Source organism: Flavihumibacter cheonanensis (assembly GCF_022352215.1).
Classification (GTDB): domain Bacteria; phylum Bacteroidota; class Bacteroidia; order Chitinophagales; family Chitinophagaceae; genus Flavihumibacter; species Flavihumibacter cheonanensis.
This window is the reverse complement of the sequence record NZ_JAKRWF010000101.1, coordinates 1-288: the sequence shown is the minus strand read 5'-3', so window position 1 is coordinate 288 and position 288 is coordinate 1. Positions and strand designations below refer to the sequence as shown.

Sequence of the window (288 nt, the reverse complement as noted above, 5' to 3'; positions counted from 1 at the left end):
GACGTTGATTGCGACCTGGCCCTGTGGGACCTTCGCGATCTCGTCCTGGAGGGCCTCCAGGGAACCGGCGACATCGCTCTTGAGGATGATGTTCAGCTCCTTGAGGTCTCCCTCCTGGGCCCGGGAGAAGATCTCGTCGAGTGAAACCTTCCTTGCCTGACGACGGGCAATCGCTTCGGCCTTGAGACGGTGGGCCCTCTCCTGGGCCATCTGTCGTGCCTGGCGGTCGTTCTCCACCGCCTGGACGAACTCACCTGCATCGCAGACCCCGTCGATCCCGAGAACCTC

Annotated in this window: 1 protein-coding gene; it reads right to left on the bottom strand. The window is 63.2% G+C overall.

Features of this window, described 5'->3' with window-relative positions:
- Window positions 1-288: hypothetical protein (locus MD536_RS21285; RefSeq protein WP_438839273.1), on the bottom strand; the 288-nt coding region annotated here is incomplete at both ends.